The 18534-nt window shown below is 59.0% G+C and carries 15 protein-coding genes; 11 read left to right on the top strand and 4 right to left on the bottom strand.

Translation table 11 applies throughout. From position 1 onward, the window contains the following. The first annotated feature begins 181 nt into the window (after positions 1-181). The 9 genes from AB4O01_RS19640 to AB4O01_RS19600 all read left to right on the top strand — a co-directional run bounded on the left by AB4O01_RS19640 (position 182) and on the right by AB4O01_RS19600 (position 9535). Positions 182-1576 carry a TIGR01777 family oxidoreductase gene (locus tag AB4O01_RS19640; RefSeq protein ID WP_460089284.1) on the top strand — a complete coding sequence of 465 codons (1395 nt, stop codon included), beginning with the start codon at positions 182-184 and terminating at the stop codon, positions 1574-1576. A gap of 9 nt (positions 1577-1585) precedes the next feature. Then, positions 1586-4036 (top strand): alpha/beta hydrolase, encoded by a 2451-nt coding sequence (locus AB4O01_RS19635; protein ID WP_460089282.1) that lies wholly within the window; start codon positions 1586-1588, stop codon positions 4034-4036. Then, positions 4033-4761, top strand: coding sequence for a hypothetical protein (locus tag AB4O01_RS19630; RefSeq protein ID WP_460089280.1), 729 nt, complete (start codon positions 4033-4035; stop codon positions 4759-4761). The genes AB4O01_RS19635 and AB4O01_RS19630 overlap by 4 nt, the downstream gene beginning before the upstream one ends. Positions 4762-4849: 88 nt before the next feature. Next, a complete protein-coding gene (locus AB4O01_RS19625) occupies positions 4850-5305 on the top strand; it encodes a hypothetical protein (RefSeq protein WP_460092289.1) in 456 nt (151 codons plus the stop codon). A 4-nt stretch (positions 5306-5309) separates the two neighbouring features. Next, the gene (locus tag AB4O01_RS19620; RefSeq protein ID WP_460089279.1) at positions 5310-6173 is read left to right on the top strand and encodes a tetratricopeptide repeat protein; all 864 of its coding nucleotides are present in this window, start codon (positions 5310-5312) and stop codon (positions 6171-6173) included. Continuing rightward, positions 6170-6931 (top strand): lysozyme inhibitor LprI family protein, encoded by a 762-nt coding sequence (locus tag AB4O01_RS19615; RefSeq protein WP_238156312.1) that lies wholly within the window; start codon positions 6170-6172, stop codon positions 6929-6931. The genes AB4O01_RS19620 and AB4O01_RS19615 overlap by 4 nt, the downstream gene beginning before the upstream one ends. A gap of 54 nt (positions 6932-6985) precedes the next feature. Then, positions 6986-7972 (top strand): hypothetical protein, encoded by a 987-nt coding sequence (locus tag AB4O01_RS19610; RefSeq protein ID WP_460092288.1) that lies wholly within the window; start codon positions 6986-6988, stop codon positions 7970-7972. Between the two features lie 97 nt (positions 7973-8069). After that, positions 8070-9089, top strand: a complete 1020-nt coding sequence (locus tag AB4O01_RS19605) for a hypothetical protein (protein ID WP_460089277.1) — start codon at positions 8070-8072, stop codon at positions 9087-9089. 284 nt (positions 9090-9373) lie between these two features. Further along, on the top strand, positions 9374-9535 hold the full coding sequence (locus tag AB4O01_RS19600; protein WP_176470057.1) for a hypothetical protein: 162 nt from the start codon (positions 9374-9376) through the stop codon (positions 9533-9535). Between the two features lie 114 nt (positions 9536-9649). Here the strand turns inward: AB4O01_RS19600 and AB4O01_RS19595 are convergent, their stop codons facing one another. Then, positions 9650-10021 (bottom strand): DUF6124 family protein, encoded by a 372-nt coding sequence (locus AB4O01_RS19595; protein WP_460089275.1) that lies wholly within the window; start codon positions 10019-10021, stop codon positions 9650-9652. Between the two features lie 514 nt (positions 10022-10535). On the opposite strand from AB4O01_RS19595, the gene AB4O01_RS19590 reads away from it, so the two are divergent. Together AB4O01_RS19590 and AB4O01_RS19585 are read left to right on the top strand one after the other, a co-directional pair. Then, positions 10536-10919: a helicase gene (locus AB4O01_RS19590; protein WP_460089274.1), complete on the top strand. Its 384-nt coding sequence runs from the start codon at positions 10536-10538 to the stop codon at positions 10917-10919. Between the two features lie 192 nt (positions 10920-11111). Continuing rightward, entirely contained in the window at positions 11112-13724 is a 2613-nt protein-coding gene (locus AB4O01_RS19585) for a hypothetical protein (RefSeq protein WP_460089272.1), read from the top strand. A 64-nt stretch (positions 13725-13788) separates the two neighbouring features. Here AB4O01_RS19585 and AB4O01_RS19580 read toward each other — a convergent pair whose 3' ends face one another. The 3 genes from AB4O01_RS19580 to AB4O01_RS19570 form a co-directional block, all read right to left on the bottom strand. Beyond that, positions 13789-15189, bottom strand: a complete 1401-nt coding sequence (locus AB4O01_RS19580) for an aminoacyl-tRNA deacylase and HDOD domain-containing protein (protein WP_016985804.1) — start codon at positions 15187-15189, stop codon at positions 13789-13791. 79 nt (positions 15190-15268) lie between these two features. After that, entirely contained in the window at positions 15269-17344 is a 2076-nt protein-coding gene (gene recG, locus AB4O01_RS19575; RefSeq protein ID WP_257356604.1) for an ATP-dependent DNA helicase RecG, read from the bottom strand. A 9-nt stretch (positions 17345-17353) separates the two neighbouring features. Then, positions 17354-18283 carry a hydrogen peroxide-inducible genes activator gene (locus tag AB4O01_RS19570; RefSeq protein ID WP_007920331.1) on the bottom strand — a complete coding sequence of 310 codons (930 nt, stop codon included), beginning with the start codon at positions 18281-18283 and terminating at the stop codon, positions 17354-17356. Between the last annotated feature and the right edge of the window lie 251 nt (positions 18284-18534).

Here is an 18534-nt window from a genome sequence, read left to right as displayed (position 1 = left end):
TTACAGCGCCCGACGCCTTTTCACCTCGATGTGATTAAACGCGTTCCGCCATCATGGCTAACGCGTTTTCATATGCGCTGAGCCAGAATCCGCAGCGCTTAAACGTTTAATACTTGAGCATCTGACGACCGCGATTTTCCTTTAAACTCCCCACCCCCAAGGAATGCGCTCAGGACATGGAATGCCAGCCCCCTCGACCTCGCTTCGCCCCGCGTTAGTGCTCTGGCTATACGCAGCCGCAATCGTGCACATCCTCGCCGGACTCACCCTGACCTGGGCCGGGCATTCCGGTTTACTCGACGGCTATCTGCAAGTTCTCGAACTCGCATTCTGGGGCACCGACCCGGTGCCCGCCGCCGGCCACGAACAACAAGTCTGGTGGCTCGCGCTGTTCGGCGCGACGCTGCAAAGTTATTCGCTGTACATGCTCGCGTTGGTGCACTTGGGCAATCGCTTGAAAGCCCCGGCAGTCTGGGGCTGGTTGAGCGCCGGCATCCTGTTATGGGCGCCGCAGGACATGTGGCTCTCAGCGCAACAACAGGTCTGGTCGCACCTGTGGCTCGACGGTTTTGCGTTGCTGGTGTTGTTGCCGCCGCTGTTCTGGTTGTATCGGCATGACCGCCGAAAATCCCCTTCAGTAAAGGCACCGAGCCAATCCAACCCGTTTGCCGGTGGCGCTTTCAAACGCGTGCTGATCACCGGCGGCACCGGGTTTATCGGTGAAGCCTTGGTCAACCAACTGCTCGACGCCGGCCACTCGGTCAGCGTACTGACGCGCGATCCGTTGAGCGCGGCCAATCTATTCAACGGCCGCGTCCGCTGCGTGCATTCGCTCAGCGAACTCAGCCACGACAATTCCTTCGACGTAGTGATCAATCTCGCAGGCGCACCAGTCGCCGGCCCACGCTGGACTCCCAAGCGTCAGGCGCAACTGCTCGCCAGCCGAGTCGGCACCACCGAAGCGCTGATGACCTGGCTGAAGAACACCCAGCACAAACCAGCGCTATGGATTCAAGCCTCGGCCATCGGCTTCTACGGCGTGCGCGATGCCAGCGAAAGCCTCGACGAACACGCCAGCAAGGGCGACGGTTTCATGGCCGAACTCTGTGCGCGCTGGGAAGCCGCCGCGCAACCGGCCACGGAGTTTGGCGTGCGTCAGGTGGTGCTGCGCCTAGGCGTAGTGTTCGGTCCCGGCGGTGCGTTGACGCCGTTGCTGCTGCCGTTCCGTCTGGGTTTCGGCGGGCGCATGGGTGATGGTCGGCAGATCATGAGCTGGGTGCATCGCGACGATGTGCTTCAGGTGATCGCGCGGGCGTTCAACGACGACACTCTGCGCGGCGCCTACAACATGGTCGCGCCCGAAACGGTCAGTCAGGCAGCGTTCGCCGAGCAGGCCGGCAAGGTCCTCAAGCGTCCGGTGTGGTTGCACATTCCCGCCGCGCCAGTGCGTGCAATGGCGGGGGAGATGGCGCAGCTGTTTTTCGATGGTCAGCGCGTGGTGCCGCAGCGTTTGACCGAGGCCGGTTACACATTCCGCTATCCAACTCTCGACGCCGCTCTGCGCGATCTGACCTGAGGATCGCTCATGAGCAAGCCGTTGATGTACCTACTGGCCGGCAACGGCAGCGCCGCTGATTGGTGGGACGACGCGCTGCCGCACTTCCAGCGTTACGAAGTCGTGCCGATGGAGTTGCCGGGCTTTGGCGCCAACCCGCAGCCGCCTTGCGAGGATCTGGCGGACTACGCGCAGACCTTGCTGGCGATGACACAGCAGGGCAGCGCGATCATGGCGGTCGGGGTCAATGCGTTGCTGGTGCTGCACGCGTTGCAACGTCGGCCCGGGCACTTTTCGCGCAGTGTTCTGTTGGCGCCGGTTGGGGCATTTTTGTGGCAGCGTCGATTGCCGGCGCTGATGTCACCGCTGCCGATCCGCAAGACCATCCACTGGCTGCTGTCGAACAAGCCCAAGTTGTTCGCCCGCAAGTTCTCCAACCAGACCTGGACGCCCGCGCAGTACCAGCGCATGGGCGCCGGCTATGCGCGCTGCCGTGCGTTTGTACCGCATTGGGATCTGATTCGCGCCGATACCGCGTTGCCACTGCTGGAGTGGATCACCGATCCGGTCGAGCTGGTTTGGGGCGATCAGGACGCTGTACTCGGCATCGAGCAAGCGGCAGCGTGGTCGGCGATTCTCGCCCGCGCTGATCTGACCATCAGCCTGAAACCCGGTTGGGGTCATTACCCGTGGATCGACTCGCCCGCGCAGTTCGCGCAGTGGCTGGAGTCGGGCGAGCGCGGGTTTGTTGCGCACACCAAGGGCGGGCGTTTGCGTCTGGCTGAACTGGCGCGGCAAACGGTACCGGCAGCGCTGACCCTCAACGATTACACCGATCCGCGTCTGCCGGCATTTCTCGCCGCCCAACCTGATGTGACCTGGGCGGTGCGCTCCTCCAGTTACGGTGAAGATCAGGCCGACTCGGCGAATGCCGGTTTGAGCACCACCTATCTGCGCGAACCGACCGCCAATGTGCCGAAACGCATCGCCGAACTCACGGCCGAAGGCGTCGAGGAAGTGGTGGTGCAACGCTTCATCACCCCGGTCGTTTCCGGGATCGCGTTCGTGCGACATCTCTCGGTAGAACTGGAATGGGTTGAAGGCCATCTCGAATCGCTCGCCGACGGTCACGTCAGCCCATCGCGGGCAACGCTTTCGCGGCTCGGCGATGCCTGGCGCAGCGGCATGTTCACGCCGTCCCACGGTTTGACCGAAGACCTGCTCTGGCGCTTTCTGCAAGACGTGCTGCGCGTGTTCCACTACGTGCCCGGCGACGTCGAATGGGCCTGGGACGGTGCGCAACTGTGGCTGCTGCAATACCGGCCGATCAGCGACTACGGCTGGCGCCGCCACCTGACCGCCGCCAACATCGCCGAGATCCTGCCGCCGCAACCGAGCGTGCTGGTGGAATACGCCCAGCGCCGCGCGGCAGCGAGTATCCCTGCGATCATGGCGCGTTGGGATGCGCGGGTGTTGCAGGACAACGAGCCGTTCACCGCAGTGTTCGGCGGCGCGTCCTATATCAACAATGATCTGTTTCTCGCCCGGCTGGCCGACTGGGGCATCAGCGCCAGCAACTACGCCGGTGAAGTTGGTGGTGCGACGCCGCATCTGCCGTGGCAACCGCTGAAGATGCTGCGTTCGTTGCCGCTGTTTTTGCGTATGCAATGCAGGGCCCGCAGCCATTTGCTGAACCTTGAAAATGGTTTGCAGCGCTTTGATCGGGAGCTGGCCGAACTCGTCGCCCAAGCTGCCGATGGTCAGCAATTGGCGGACTGGTTCACCCGGTTTTACGTGTTCGTGGTGCAAGGCAATCTGTGCATTGCCACGGCGCTGGCCAGCAGTGGCGGTGATTGGCTGGGTCGCCCGCCGACCGCTTACGACAACCTTGAAAACAGCCCGCATCGATTGCCGTGGGAAACCGATCCCGCTACGCCTCGACCTATGGCGACTGAGCTGCCGTTACAAGCATTCCCGCAATGGTCAGGGCTGATCCGCCTAGCGCATTCGACCGGCCTACCGGGCCTGCGCGGTTACTACCTGCAAGTGCGCGAGTGGTACCGCGACAACCTCATGCGCATCTTCTTCCGTCTGCATCACGCCATGCCGCTGGCGGATCGCGAGTACTGGTTTGCACTGCACCCCGATGTGCGCACCCGCGATGGCAGCTTTTGGCAGGACGGTCGCGAAGGTGCGGAGCAGGCCACCGGGTTCATGATTTATCCGGGGCAGGTGCAAGGCATCCTCGGCGCCGACATCCTGCTCGAAGACACCCTTGATCCGGGGCGGCATGCGCACTATCAAGCGGCGCGGGCGGTGATTGCGCGAATGGGTGGGCGGTTGTCGCATGGCTCGACGTTGCTGCGGGAATTGCGCAAGCCGTCGGCGGTGATGCCGCAGGTTGATCCGGCGTGGGTGGGGTGTGAGGTGTTGTATCGGGATGGGGATTTGGAATTGATCAATTCGAAGGATGCGAAGTGAAACTACGATGCCTCCGCGAATTGATCTTTGGTCTGTTCGCGTTTTTACAGGTGGATTATGTGACTGCCGCAGGTCCTGTATTGGTCGGTAACGAACCCGGCCAGTCGCCGGTTGCGCAAGGCCCGACCGAGGCAGTTGTAGACATGGGTCCGTGTCGGTTCTCCATGCCGCTGCTGCAGAACCAATGGCTGAAGTTCGACGATTTCTATTCGGTATTTATCGCAGCCAAACAACTGCCCAAACCGTCCAGCGCCCCCAGCTTGTGGCAAGCGCAGACGTTGAGTGGTGCCGACTGGCACTTCGAGAAACACGGTGACCTGAGCCAGCCGTGGTTTGGTTTGATGTGTGAAAACTCGGAGTACTTTTCGCTTCTCACCGACTGGAAACCCCCGGTAGACGATGCGTTTGCGGTGCAAGTCCTGCGTGACGACAACGATCGCAGGTGTCCGGCGACTCGTACCGATCAGGGCTGGGTACCAAACTCTCTGGCGGGTCGTGCGAACACCTACACCTTCGAACAATGGGGTGGGGAGAACTCTTCGGGTTTCATCTTCGGTTTCCACGACAAGTCACGACGGCACATTACCCGCATCGCTTTTTGCCTGCTGAGGGGCAAAGACGTGCTGATCGGCTCGGCGGAATCGGGTTCATCCACCCCATTGGCGATCAGCAACGAAGGGTTCGAGCAAATCAAGAAAGCGGTGCGCGGCATTGCCTTCGAATGAACACACCCACAATGACTTGCGTCGATGGAGCTACAGCGTGAAAGGATTTTCGGTTCTTCTCGGCAGCTTGATATTGGCTGCCGCGTCCATGGCATTCGCTGCCGATCCAACCTTCAAGGATTACACCGTCACGCCAGTTTTCACCGGCCCCAACCATAAGCTGGTGCCGCAAGAAAACAGCAGCCCAATGATGGATCAGGCAAGGGTGCAAGCCCTGAAAGGCAAGGTCAACTTCGCCGGCCATTACATCCTGCACAGTCTCGGTTGTGGCGGCAGCGCCATTTGCGGCGAAGTGCTGGACGCTCAAACTGGGGAAGTCGTTGGCGGGCTGCCCAATGCTTATGACGGCAGTACGTTCGGCATGGTTTACCATCCCGAGAGCCGCATGATCATGGTGTCCGGCATCACGCTCGACGGCGAAGAAGATGCGCAGGGGAATGCTTTGGAGAGCGGCAACCGGGATCGTTACTACGAGTTTGTGAGCAACGAATTCCGGCTGCTGAGCATGACCGACGTGGAATCGTCGCCGATGGATGAGGAGTGAGTGGATGAACCGTCTTCTCGCGGGCGGTCTTAAGTGGTTGATGATTGTCATGAGCCTGTCAGCTTCAGCCAATGCCTTGTCTGAAAATATTCAGATCGTGGGGGTTGGCGGGCACTTAGTGACGCTGAAGGACAAGACATGGGGCAGGCCTGCTGCGGAGGCGGCGGTTGCCTCGTTTACCGCCAATGGAAAAACGTTTCCCCTCTATGTACCCGCGGTGGGTACTGAAACGCATGAGGCTTGGTTAAGTCCCGACAAGAAAACATTGCTCCTCCTTCAGACTCTGTATGGCGTTGTCATTGGCCAGGAGGGTGAAGAAATCCCGACAGAGGAAACTGGTTGCGGGGTCATTTCAATGGAGACCGGTTGCGTGCTCAGTCAGCACGCAGCCAGGTTTTGCTACGGCAAGTGGGAGGGCAATCGGTGGACTTCCGGGGAAGAGGATGCGCCTGATCTCGTAATGCAGACGCCGTCTCCAAAGGACTTATTGAAGCAGGTCTCAAATATTGAGATGCCGCAATCTCGCGTGGAAGAACTCGCATTCAATCTTCGCACTATAAGTCCAGAGTCCTATATGGCTTGTCACCCACCAGCGCGCAATGTTCAAGCTTTTAACGACTTGGCCTTCTATTTGGCCGAGGGCGGTAGAGATGAGTTGGCGCTGAAGTTTTATCGCGGCGTTGAGGCCGTTGGTAAACGCACGGTGCTGATGTTGAACATCGCCGATTCACTCTGGCGCCTCGATCGTACAGACGAAGCGCAACGCTATTACAGTCAGTACCGCGACGCGATGAGCGCCGACGGCAAGGCGCAGAAAGTTCCGCAACGAGTCATTGAGCGAACTGCACATCAAGGAATGAAAAATTGAACAGGATTGTCCGCTTTATCGCGTTACCTCTTGGGATGCTATGCGCGTTATATGCGCACGCCGAGGACGAATGCGAAGTCATTACCTCTAGCTTGGAATTTAATCAATGCGTGGCGGCCGAACTTAAGCGGGCCGACGCCAACCTCAATGCCAGCTACAAAAAGCTGATGGCAAGGTTTGAGGTTCAGCAAAAACGCGACCCTGAACAGGGCAAGGCTTTCATGGCCATCGCCAGAGAGTCACAGCGTGCGTGGATCAAGTTGCGCGATACCACATGCCCGCTCGAAGCCACGGATATCGACCCTGATACGGCGCTTCACTCTACAACCGTCGATAGCTGCATCATCAGAATGAGCCTGGAACGCGCTGCATATCTGGACAGGATCGTGGCAGATGACTCGGGTGATGTGGTTGATATGAATAAGGTGTCCAGATCCGGCGCGAAGCGTTACCAGGATGTAGTCGCGCGCTATCTCTACTCGTTCGACAACCCATGCTTGACGGTCCAAATTCTCGCGCCTGACGGTGGATGGCGAGTGTTGTCATTGACGCGGTTCTGCAGTTTTGACGGCAAGTCATTCCAGTCCGGTTACGCCGATGCTGGATTCGAGGCCCCTGTATTTACAGATGACGGTCTGCACCTGACGTTAAGCACTACGGAGCTTCGCGCGCCCGGTGAGAAGCGTCGCGCCTGTGTGATTCCGATCAAGAACGAGCAAATAAAAGCGCTGAAATGTGGCGAACCTGAGTCATCGTGATGCCCTCGCGCTAGTTATTGAAGATTGATCAATTCGTCGATCGACAAGGAAGTAATGGAAGTGAACAGGTTTTCAAGTTGTGTGTGCTTGCTCGCATCGATCATCGGTTTTACCGCGCAAACGGCAACGGCGGATGACCTGCAAACCATCAAGCAAATGCATCCGCCGGTGGTGGCAACGGTGGGCGGGCAGAAGATCACCGTGTTGTTCTTGAAGAACACACTCAAAGGTCAGACGACAGGTGCCTACGTTCCCGGTGGGGAGGTTTTCTACACGACAATGAGTGCCACGAGGCCAGAGCTCTCGTTTGTGGCGCCGCTCGTGGGTGATGAAGTCGCATCGGTGTTTTTTTTCGAACGCAAATTCCCTGAGCGAGCGGGGAAGTCCCTTTACGTGCTCATGAGGCAAAAAGAGTCAAACGATGGTTTCGAAGGCTACACCTATTGGACGCTGGAATTGCCACTCATCAAGCAGGGCGAACAGTTGTCGTTGCGGTTTTTTCGCGGTGATCCACCAGACCCCGAATTGCAGGATTGCCGAGACGGCCGAGACCTTGAAAACAGCGTAGATGTTGTGTGTGCCTACAAGGATGCAACGAGTATCAAAAAGCGTCTGGCAGGCCTTGATGCAAAAATCATTGCCGATTCGAAACTGCAACAGGAGATCCGCCAGAAAGCGTTAAAGATCGACGCTGAAGTGTGTCCCTCGCCCGACTTTTCAACATTCCTCTCAGCCTTCTCTGAACGCGCGGAGTTGCAGAAAGCCTTCGTCCTACAGCCGCTGAAAATGGTCACGACCGTGGCCGGCGACCCCGAGCCCGAGATGCAAAAAAACAGCCTCAGCGGTGATCAGCTCAAGTTCCCAATAATCCCGGATCTGGCGAAGCGAGAGGCCCAGGGCCTGACGTTGACCGTCAAGGAAGAGCAGGATGCTCACGCCGTCGCCATCCTGCAGAAACCGGACACCGATTATGTATTCGAGTATCGGTTTGTTCGTGGGCAATGCTGGTGGCTTGAAGAAGTGATGGATTACTCGCTTTGAAACAGGTGGCAAGTTGAAAAGATTAGGCTTGATCGCGTTATTGCTGTGTTCTTTCTCTGTGGGGGCAGGGCCGATGTTCCCGTCACTCGAGTCTTGCATGGCCGCCGACAGCGACTGTGCGCTGGCGCTGAAAGACGATTTCCTGGTGGACGCTAAATCCGGGCAACGTCTCTCCGAAAGGCCGGTATCGGCCGGAGCGATGAGTGTTTTCTGGCTGTATCGAGATGGCGAGCGCTACATCCTGGAGGAGGAAAACTCCTCACAGGCGAAGTCGCGTCGCTGGCTGGTATTCACCTACGACAGCGGAAAAGTGGTGCTCGACGGCGCTTATGTTTTCTCGATCGACATTGATATGAACACCGGGCCCTATTGGCATGGCTACGACTGCCGAGGTGATACCAAGCCGTTCGCCGTGCCCACGAAAGATCCGTTCAATGAAGTCGCTTTGGAGGAGTTGTGTGGGGAGGCCGAAGGCTGGGTCGTCTCGGGCGGGGATACCAAGGTGCCGGTGTCGGCCAAAGGGCTGGCCGTCAGTGTTCCCGTTTATCACGCCCGCAACCGTGATGGTTCAGCGACGTATCTGTTCACTGAAAGCGATGTTCCGGATCTTTCAAAGCTGGTTTGTTTGTCCAATTGCGCCGACGTCACTCAAATACCTGAACGCGTTTCGCAAGAAACAGCGACATTGCAGGGCGGGCGGAATGGAACGTTGTGTTCGGATGATGAAGATATTTACTTCAGTTGCCCGTTGCAGGGTGGCAAGTCGGTTTCCATTTGTGCGCAAGGGAACAGCAAACCCACGGCCGGTTCTGTTCAGTACCGATATGGTGTTCCGGGAAAAATAGAAATGGTCTATCCGAAGACGGCTTTGCCGCCCAAGGGGAAATTCTATGTTGTGAATGCGTCGGAAGGCAGCGTGGACCTGAACATCATCAAGTTTAAAAGCGGTGCTTATACCTATCTCACTAACCAGGCTTTCGTTAGTTTCCTGACGGTGCTCAAGGACGACAAGGTGGTGTTCCGGCAGCGTTGCGGCGCAGGGGAGCATTCCTACATAAACCGCGCAGCGCTCCGGGGGTTGGAAACACGCCAGAAAAGCGCAGAGGACTTTCGTTAGTCGTTGTTGTTGAGGATCAGAAAGGGGACTTAACCTCCCTTTATTGGTAGTCAATCCCGTCTCGCCGATGCGTGATGAGTCAGCGACAGGGATAGAATCTGCGGTTTTCTTCGATCAGATAATCAATGTCGGGGTGTTTCCGGCGGCTATTCAAGAGCTTTCAAATATCGCTACTCTCTCGACCTTCAAAATTGCCATTGATTATCCATGCCCAAGAATCAAAGGGGCGGGTGGCGCCGCCAGACAGGGCGATCCAGTCAAATTTCGAGACCCGAGAGGTTTCCATGAAAAAGTCCAAACATGAACCTAAGCCTATGATGGCTGCCCGGCTCCAGGCTGAAGCTCGTGAAGTTTTGGCCAAGCGTTCCGATAAGCGCAGCCGCTTTCTGGATGTTGCTCTGTCCAATGGCAGTGATTTCGAGCCTGTCGGTCGCCTAGCTGGCTGAAGGTTCCGGATTCTCAAAAAAGCTGCCGTGATTGGCAGCTTTTTTTCGTCTGGGTTTTTACAGACAGTTGCAGAAAGGGGACTTAACGTCCCCTTTTTTCATCCGCAAATCTCGCTACGACTTGGCCGCCACGCTTCGCACTTCAATCTGGTCGAGCGTCCCTTCCACCATCAATCTCACGCCGTCCGCCATTCTGCTCAGGGCCAGTGCAACCGAGCGTCGGGAGCCGTGGAGGTCGTCGGCGAGGTCGCAGGCGATGACGCTGATGGACAGGAGATCTTCGGAGGCGTTGGCCATGAGGGCTTCGGCGTCGGTGCCGGGGGAGAGTTTGAAGAGGCCGTTTTCACGTTTGGGATGTGGTTCGACGGCTGGTTTGAAATGGTGGTCGAGGGCGCGTTCGGCGGCTTCGTGGAATTTCTTTGATTCCAGGGTTTCGTAGGGCGAAACGTCTGGAGATTCTGGGGGATTGGGTGTTGGTTTGATCATAGGTATTTTCCGAGTTATGGAGCCAACACCGTTTCGCTTGCTTCGAAAGGGTGGCAGCTGTGTATAGGTGTGCAAGACCGGACTCGGAACCGGCAGACCCGAAGGCCTCCCATACACAGCCGCCATAACAGTTCGCGAGCATAGGAAAACACTCGGCGAATAGCCATAACTGAATGCATGACGAGTCTGGACTTGCACGTCCGTATCACCGATTTTGCGGCGACCCACAGAGCCTATCCCCACCGCACCAACTCGCCTAGTTCATGGACAGCACCGCACTTTGCAGGAAATTTCCCATAGGTTCGCGGGCCGGAAGATCAAAAGATCGCAGGCTTCGCCAGCTCCTACAGGGATGTGTTTCAACAGGTGTAGGACGTTGCCTGCGGAATCGTGACTTGGCGGTCATCGTGCGGGAATTGGACTGCATCATCCTCCAACAGAGTCAGATACTGGCGTTATCGTCCGAATCCCTTACACTGCCCCGGCCGTTCATTTTCCTTTTGAGGCTGTGCGCATGAAATTTCGTTTTCTTCTGTGGATGATGGGTTTGTTGATGGGTAAGGCCAGCCGGACAAATCCTGCGTTCCAGCAGCAGTTGAGTGACAAGGATCTGGTATTTCAGCTACAGACGCTGGACGGGAAAGTGGCGCGGCATTTCGTGGTCAAGGATCAGCGCATCACCAGCAAGTCTGGCGTGGTCGCAGAGCCGGCGTTTGCGATTGCGTTTAAAGATGCCGGTTATGGCTTTGCGACGATGCAGGCGAAGAACAAGCAGTTGGCGTTTATGCAGGGCATTCAGGACAAGTCGATCCAGCTTAAGGGCAACCCTGCGCTAGTGATGTGGTTTCAAGGGTTGATGAAGTATTTGAAACCAAGAAAGGCGAAGGCTAAAGCTTAGGAAGTCGCTGGCTAGAACAAACCCATGCACGCGCACTGAATAACGGTGCGCTTGTCTTGTAAGGCCATCATTGTGGCTCGCAAAGACTGCCGGACTGTCATTTCTATCAGGTGTTTCGTGCACAGTCGCGATGTTCTACTCAAGTTCCAGTTCCGGCATTAAGGGACTTAACTGACTTGATGGAGCAAGCTCATGACGCAGACACACAGTATTTCGATCCCTAGGTCTCTCGATCCGACATTTGCTCAGGATGGCGTGCTGACCTTACCGATACCTGGTATCGCGGGCGACGAAGCGGCGGCGGTCCTGGCGCTCCCCGATGCAAAATTACTCGTTGCGATACCTTTAACGGGAGCGAATGCCCCGGTTGCCATTGCGAGGCTGAATGACGACGGTTCGCTGGACGAAACCTTCGGTCCGGCGCGCAGAGGTTTTTTTGAAATAGCGCTGGAAGGGGCTCGGATCAGCTATGTATCCGGTCTCGATGCGCTTGAGGATGATGGTTGGCTGATACACCTTCAATATTCCTCGACTACCTCCAATGACGTTGGCCTTGCACTGGTCCGCCTGAAAAATACCGGTGAACTGAACGACGCGTTCGGCACCAACGGCATGCGGTTTATCTCCCATTACGGCAACCCCCATCCCGCTAGCGTGCCGCGTGAGGCAAGTCACCCGAACACCGGATCCTTACAGACTGCCCGCGTCCCATCACGATCAACGGCCCGGCAGGTGGATGGCAAAATCGTCCTGCTCCATTTAGTGTTTTTTGATGATGCACCACTGCCAGCGGGTGTTGTGATTCGTCTGCTAGCGGATGGCTCACTCGATCAATCATTCAACGGTTCGGGCTATGTGGTTGTGGATGTCGCCACATCGAATAACGTCTACGGCATCGCCATTCAAGCCGATGGCAAGGTGCTGGTCTGCGGTTCATACCAGGACGGATCGGGAGGTCGTGGAGTTTTTCTGACGCGTCTGGACGCCAGTGGCGCGCCGGACAGTCAATTCAACAACGGTGTGGCCGTGTTGATGCCCGATGATGAAGGCGAGAGTTTTCTGCAATCGATTTCGGTACGTGAAGGCGATGGCAGGATTATCGTCGCGGGCCAAGCCCAGCGTGGTGGTCTCGACGGTGGGTTGATCGCTGCATTCACGACCAGCGGCGCGGCCAACCTTGTGTTCAATGGTGGCAAGCCGCTGTTTTCGCCGTTACTAAAAGGGTTGGCGTGGACGCATACCTCGCAGGTGGGTGGTTCGATCGCTGTTGTCGGTCAGGGTGAATCAGCCATGGTAACGGCGCGTTTCCTTGCTGATGGAAAACCGGATACGGCTTTCAACGGTACGGGGCATGCGCTGTTTGAAGACAGCGCAGGGGAAGCCTTTGCGCGAGGTTTGGCCGTCATGGGGGACAGCCGGATCGTGGTGTGCATCGAACTCTCCGTCCATTCTGATCTTCCCAACGTCCCTGGGCGTTTCGTGCGCTATGTGGCGGGCACGCCATCCTTGAATAACGATCCGACCTTCGGCGACGGTGGCATCCTCAGATTTCCATTCCCCGGATTCTCGGGATATGACGTCAGGGCGCTGCTGGCGCTGCCGCAAAACAAATTGCTGGTTGCCGTTCGCCTTTCAACGCCCGGTGCACCTACGCAGGTCGTTCGTCTGCTTGAAGACGGTGCTCTCGACTCAGCTTTCGGTGGAGAAGGCTCCGGCTCCGTCGAGATCAGGCTGAAAGAAAATTTTTACATGAGCCGGATCCTCGGGTTTACACCGCTGAGCGATGGCGGCTGGCTGGTTCGTGCTCAGTACACGGAAGAGGGCGCGAATAACTCGACGGGCCTGGTGCTGGTCAGACAGCGCGAGGACGGGCAACTGCAGACGTCTTTCGGGGAACAAGGTGTGCTCTATCTTCCCTACGCGAAGATGGGCGGCGGCGGATATACCGGGGTGGTGCAAGCGTCTGCCAGCGGTGCCGCAGGGAATGGCGCGGCAGGGATGGTCGCTCAACAAATGGACGAAAAAATCGTCGTGGTCAGTAACGTTGAGGATGCTTCCCGCCGGACAAAAGGTATCGTTCTGAGGTTCGAGCCGAATGGCTCACCCGATACGACCTTCAACGGCACGGGCTTTGCGTTCTTAGAGCTTGCAGAGATTTCGCCTTCTGACATCGTTGCGCAAGCGGCCGCGACCCAGGCTGACGGCGCCGTGGTGATCTGCGGCAATTACTTTGCGGTGAGTGCGCATGGCGCCTTCGTTACTCGTTTCGACGCTACGGGTAAGGTTGACACAGGTTTTGGAATCAAAGGCGCGGTGGACGTGCCCCACGATCAATGGATAAGCCTGGACGTTGCGGCAATCGTCGACGACAAGATTGTTGTGGCCGGCGGTGCGGCGGTGGAGGGCGTCTCTCAGGGCTTGATTGCGGTGCTCAATCTCAGCGGCTCCTACAATCGGGTGTTCAATGATGGTCAACCACTGATTTCGTCACCTGTGTCCCAAGGCGTCAGATGGTTGCATTGTGTGCCGCGTACGGACGGTTCAGTCATCGTTTGCGGTAACAGTGGCACTGGCGCGCTTGATGAGAATCTCAGCGCGGTCACCGCACGCTTTCTGGCGGATGGTTCTCCAGACTCCTCTTTCTTTGGTACAGGATTTACCGTTTTCAATGAAAGCGCGGGTTTCGAATACCCCCACGGCATGGCGGTAATGGACGATGGGCGCATCGTGGTGGGCGGAGTGTATTTCACCGACTCTGGGTACGATAAAGGCTGGGTGATCCGTTACCTGGACAAGTCGGCTTAAGCCGCAGGTTGGCCCATCGCGGGCAAGCGTCGCTCCAACTGGAGGTCGCTTGCCCGCTTTGCATTCAGGCCTGGCTGAACTGCGAGGCCAGTTCGCGCAATAACACCTCGGCCTCAAGCACTTTGCTGACCACGTCGTTGGCTTTGTCGCGGGTCAGACCAACGCGTTCGAGCAGGGCATCCGGAATGTCTTCATCCGGGCCGGAGCCAATCCCACGGCTGCGCAGCAGGCGCACAGCCAGGCAAACGAGGTTCGGGTATTCAGCATAAGCGCCGTCGTAGCTTGGGTCGTGCTGGAAGCGCAGGGCGGTGGCCAGTTCATCGGGCATGTCCCAGTAGCGCATCAGCCACGAGCCGATCTGTTCACGGCTGATACCGAGCAGGTGTTGCTCGATGTAGCTGTGGCACAGGTGCGGGTTGACCTCCAGGTGGCGGCAGATCAGCGAGAAGTGCGGCGGAAAGACGTGGGCCAGCAGCAGGTAACCGAAGTTGTGCAGCAGACCGGCCAGATACGTCAGGCCGGCTTCCGGGCGCTGGGCGCGCGGCATGGCGCGGGTCAGGCCTTCGATGACGGCGGCGGTGTAGATCGACTGCTGCCAGTACGGCGTGGTGTGTTGCGGGTGGTCTTTGGGCAGGCTCAGGGTCTTGCCGAGGGCCAGGCCCAGCGCAAGGTTGATCACCAGATCGAAGCCGAGCACGCGGACGATCGCGTCTTCCACCGAACGAATCTTGCCCGGCGAGGCGTAGTACGGCGACGCCGCCCAGCTCACCACTTGCGCGGCCAGCGCCGGGTCGGTTTCAACCACGCCGGTGATGTCGTCGATGGTGGCGTTGGGGTCGACGCGCAGTTTGATGATTTTTTGTGCGGTTTCGGCCAGCGGCGGAATCTCGATGGTCGCTTCCAGACGTTGCTGAATGCGCCGCGCGGTGAACGCTTGCACGGCCTGGGTGATTTCCTCGCGGTCATCGTCCGGGCGGTCGAGGTTCGGACGGATGCTGCTCAGCGCTTCGCCGAAGTTGGCGGCGCTGGCCTTGGTCAGCATGGTCTTGAAGTCTTCGCTGGCGATTTCCAGCAGCAGGCCCGGCTCACCGGAGTTGATCAGCAACTTCGGTTCGCGCAGGAGGCTTTCTTCGTAGAGGCATGGCGAACTGGTCAGCGCCGGCAGGCCCGGCAACAGGCTCAGGCTGTGTTTGCCGAGCATCTTTTCCAAGCGCTCGGTCGACACAGCGGTGAGGCGCCGGCCCGTCAGTTCGGCGAGGCGATTGAGGTCGAGCAATTGGCTCTGCGGAAACAGCACCATCAGCGCGCCGACGGCGTCGTCCAGCAACACGGCTTGTACCTTGCGCGATGCATTGAGGCCGTGATGGTCGAGCACTTCTTCGTAGGCGATGCCCAGCTTGCCTAGCAGCAGCCGAATGACAGACGGCGCGTGCGGGGATTCGGGGGCGAGAGCGGCTTCGGTCATGGTCTGTATCCGTTTTTGAAACAATGGCAGGAGTATAACCAGCTTGATCAGAACGATCTGTCAGAAACTGCGACGGTGCTCACACTTGGCCGTATTGCTGCCCGTGGCGCAGCCAGCGATCGAGTAATGGGCTGACGTGGGTTGGCCAGCGTTCCAGCAAGGCTTGCGCGGCGTCGCGGACGGCGGGCAGCAGGTCGGCGTCGCGCATCAGGTCGGCGACCTTGAATTGCAGCAGGCCGGTCTGGCGGGTGCCGAGCATTTCCCCGGGACCGCGCAGTTCGAGGTCTTTTTCGGCGATGACGAAGCCGTCGTTGGTCTCGCGCATGATGCCCAGACGCTGGCGCCCGATCTGCGACAGCGGCGGATGGTAGAGCAGTACGCAATGGCTGGCCGCGCTGCCCCGGCCAACGCGCCCGCGCAATTGGTGCAGTTGCGCGAGACCGAGGCGCTCGGGGTTTTCGATGATCATCAGGCTGGCGTTGGGTACGTCGACGCCAACTTCGATCACTGTGGTGGCGACCAGCAGTTGCAGGTTGCCGGCCTTGAACTCGGCCATGACGGCGGCCTTCTCGACGGGCTTCATACGCCCGTGAATCAGCCCGACTTTCAGTTCGCCGAGGGCAAGAGTGAGGTCTTCAAACGTGGTTTCGGCGGCCTGACAGGTCAGCTCTTCGGATTCTTCAATCAGCGTGCATACCCAATAGGCCTGACGGCCTTCGGCGCAGGCACCGCGCACGCGTTCGATGACTTCGACGCGGCGGGTGTCGGTGACCAGCACGGTGTTGACCGGGGTGCGCCCGGGCGGCAGTTCGTCGAGGATCGAGGTGTCGAGGTCGGCGTAGGCACTCATCGCCAGCGTCCGCGGAATCGGCGTGGCAGTCATGATCAGTTGGTGCGGGCACATGCGCCCACCGACGCCTTTCTGTCGCAGCGCCAGACGTTGCTGCACGCCGAAGCGATGCTGTTCGTCGATGATCACCAGCGCGAGGTTCTTGAACTGCACTTCGTCCTGGAACAGCGCGTGGGTACCGACCACCATCGGCGTGCCGCTGGCGATCTGCTCCAGCGCGGCGACGCGGTTCTTGCCCTTGAGCTTGCCGGCCAGCCAAGCGACGTCTATGCCCAGCGGTTCGAGCCAGCGCTTGAAGGTGATGAAGTGCTGTTCGGCGAGGATCTCGGTTGGCGCCATCAGCGCGACTTGATAACCGGCCTCCAGCGCTTGCAGTGCCGCAAGGGCGGCGACCACGGTTTTGCCCGCGCCGACGTCGCCCTGAATCAGCCGCAGCATCGGTTCGTGCTGGCTGAGGTCGTAGGCGATTTCGTTGCCGACACGCTGTTGCGCGCCGGTCGGGTTGAAGCCGAGGTTGGCCAGGTATTTCGGCGGCAGCTTTTTGGCTTTCGGCATCGCGGGCGCGCGCAGGGAACGCATGCTTTCGCGCAGACGCTGTTGCGACAGTTGATGGGTCAGCAGTTCTTCGAAAGCGAGGCGATGTTGCGCCCAGTGATGACCGAGGGCGAGTTCGTCGACGTCGGCATCGGCGGGCGGGTTGTGCAGGTAGCGGATCGCATCGGCCAGCGGCGCCAGTTGATAGTCGCGCGCCAGCTCGGTCGGCAACCAGTCGGGCAGGGTGTCTGGCTTGAGCATGGTCAGCGTTTGCATGCACAACTGACGCAGACGTGCTTGGGTCAGGCCTTCGGTGAGCGGATAGACCGGGGTCAGGGTTTCATCCACGGGCGGCGGTTCGTCACCGGTAATGGCGCGATATTCCGGGTGGTAGATTTCCAGGCCGGACGCACCGGGCCGGGCTTCGCCGTAGCAGCGAACCCGCGTGCCGCGCTTGAGGCCTTCTTTCTGTGCGTTGCTGAAATGGTAGAAGCGCAGGCTGAGTCCGCCAGTGCCGTCCTGCAGGCGTACGACCAGGCTGCGGCGTCGGCCCATGACCACATCGGCGCCGCTGACGGTGCCTTCGACCACGGCGTCCTGCCCCGGCCGCAGAGCTCCGATCGGCACCACGCGGGTGCGATCCTGATAACGCAGCGGCAGGTGAAACAGCACGTCCTGAAGATTCTCCAGACCGACCTTGGCCAATTTCTCGGCCATGGCTTCGCCGACACCCTTGAGTGCCGTCACCGACACTTGCGACAGCTCCGTCATGACGCTCGCTTAACCGGCTGTAACCGGTGCCGCTGGCTTGGCCACCGAACACAGGCGAATGGAGTCGGCGAGGATCTCGATGGCTTTTGGCCGTGGGAAGCTCGCGCGCCAGGCAATGGCCACGGTGCGGAACGGCACCGGCGGCGACAGTGGGCGCACTTCGATCACGCCCGGGGCGTAGTGATGGCTGTCGACCGCCGACAACGGCAGGATCGAGATGCCCAGACCGGACGCGACCATGTGGCGGATGGTTTCCAGCGAGCTGGATTCAACCGTGGTGTGCTTGGCGCCATCGTTGCCCTTGGTCAGGGTCGGGCAGGCTTCCAGCACTTGGTCGCGGAAGCAGTGGCCTTCGCCGAGCAGCAGCAGACTCTTGTCGTTGAGCAGGCCGGCGTCGATGGTTTCTTTTTGCGTCCACGGGTGCTGCGCCGGCATCAGGACGTAGAACGGCTCGTCGTAGAGCGGCAGGGTCAGCACGTCGGCTTCGTTGAACGGCAGGGCGATGATGATCGCGTCGAGCTCGCCGTTGCGCAGTTTGTCGCGCAGCACGTGGGTGAAGTTTTCTTCGATGTACAACGGCATCTGCGGGGCGACCCGGTGCAGTTGCGGAATCAGGTGCGGGAACAGGTACGGGCCGACGGTGTAGATCGCGCCGACTTTCAGCGGTGCGGTCAGCTGGTTCTTGCCGGCCTGGGCCAGTTCGCGGATGCCTTGCGCTTGCTCGAGGACTTTCTGCGCCTGGGCGACGATGCCTTCGCCGACCGGGGTCAGGCGCACGGCGCTTTTGCTGCGCTCGAAAATCAGCACACCGAGTTCGTCTTCAAGCTTTTTCACGCCCACCGACAGGGTCGGCTGGCTGACGTGGCAACGTTCGGCGGCGTGGCCGAAATGCTGCTCTTGGGCGAGGGTAACGATGTAGCGTAATTCTGTGAGGGTCATAGCAAGCGTCCATGAAGATGCGGGCCAAGCATACCGGCTGCAATCGATAGACGCACGTTATCAGACTGAGTGTGGAATGCGACACCGGGCAATGTCGGTTTGCCGTTGCAAGATATGCAAAAGGCACCTTCGGTGCCTTTCTCTCGATTTAACGGTCGACTCATAACCCATGTGGGAGCGAGCCTGCTCGCGAAAGCGGTGGGTCAGACAAGCATGTGCTGACTGACACGACCTCTTCGCGAGCAGGCTCG

The sequence above is a fragment of the Pseudomonas sp. S2_E02 genome, assembly GCF_054668355.1.
Note: the sequence above shows the minus strand (reverse complement) of the source record. Positions and strands in the feature narration are given on the sequence as shown.